This window comes from Chthonomonas sp. (genome assembly GCF_035294165.1).
Classification (GTDB): domain Bacteria; phylum Armatimonadota; class Chthonomonadetes; order Chthonomonadales; family Chthonomonadaceae; genus Chthonomonas.
Genome location: NZ_DATGLN010000245.1, coordinates 1 through 1,312 on the forward strand (window position 1 = coordinate 1; position 1,312 = coordinate 1,312).

Sequence of the window (1,312 nt, forward strand, 5' to 3'; positions counted from 1 at the left end):
CTGGCGCTGTGCACCACGCGGAAGCTCACGCCATCCTCAATGACGTGCCGGTTGGTGATGACACAGCCGGGCGCAATCACTACGCCGCTGCCAAACGCCACGACCGCGCCTCTCGCGTTGAGCGATTCCACCACCATGACGGACGGGGAAACGCGCTTGAAGACTTGCTGAGCGGAAAGCAGAGGTTTCTGAGCCTTCGGCACGGCTGGATTCCGGCTTCCAAATCCACAGGTGCAAACCGCCAGGACCGCTAGCGCGCCTTGGAGGATGCGTATGCGGCACATCACCACTCACTCCAGTAATTGCCGAAGCAAGCACTGCGGCGGATTATATCACCATCTCGACCCACGAGAGAGTTCCGGAGGGCAGCCTTGTTTCCCCGCAGAATTCGGAGTCTGGGTGAGAAAGTATGACTCTTACCACAAAGCCCAAATCGTAATTCATCCCGCTTTCCTCAAGTGACATTTTTATAGGGTCCTGAGGTCAGGGAGCCTCCGCCCCCGCGCGAGATTTTGAGAGAATCCCTAGGATTTTGTAAGTCTCGCTCTCCTTTTTCTTGCCGTCCAATGACACACTCCAAATTAGCTTTGCTTTGTCACCGTTAAACAGCGCCTGGATCGTGGTGTTTCTCAGCGGAATTCGGCAGCTTCGGTACAGGACTGGCTTCCAGGACGTCCAATTCGTCTTTTGGTCGCAGTTCACCACAACTATCCGTGAATCCGGCAGGAGCAAAGCAAGAGTCGCGCCCCGAACCTCATACCCGCCAGCGAAGGATTGCATCCCAGAGGAATAGCAACCCACGGAGGCGGAATTGCCATATCCGTAAGCGTTGCAATTCGTATTTGAGTACCCCGGAACGACAAATGAGTACCGCGTCTCATGGTTTTGCATTCCCACGACCCGCACGGAAAGCTTGATAGTTTTGCCCCAAACTGACGGGGCAGCGAGAGCTACCACAAGAATGGCAACAGAAAGTCTTCTCAAGTTACTACCCTCCCTACCTGCGATTCGCAACACCACTATACTGACGTCACGTCGGACCATAAAGGGCACCTTGGCACCATGCGCGCGACAGCACCTACCGTTTGGGCCGCGCATAAGAGGATATCGGCAGGAGTTAGGCTCGCCTTTATGCCTTGACATCTTCCGCCCTTTCAAGCGGTTCTAGCCGCGCTATGGCATCGAATAACACGTTGATGGCCCACGCCACTTCTTGAGAGTTCACCTGCTGTTCCCAAAACACGTTACGAATCGTCTCCCAGATGCGTTGCGGGCGCTTCCGCAGATAGGCTTCGGAGTATCCCGCTTCTCG

1 protein-coding gene and 1 pseudogene are annotated in these 1,312 nt (G+C 55.3%); both read right to left on the reverse strand.

Features of this window, described 5'->3' with window-relative positions; all coding sequences use genetic code 11:
* Window positions 1-203 (reverse strand): annotated as a pseudogene (locus VKV29_RS13730) (hypothetical protein); the annotation flags it as partial.
* A 926-nt stretch (window positions 204-1,129) separates the two neighbouring features.
* Window positions 1,130-1,312, reverse strand: a 183-nt coding sequence (locus VKV29_RS13735) for a hypothetical protein (protein WP_324201885.1), incomplete at its 5' end; no start/stop codon positions are given.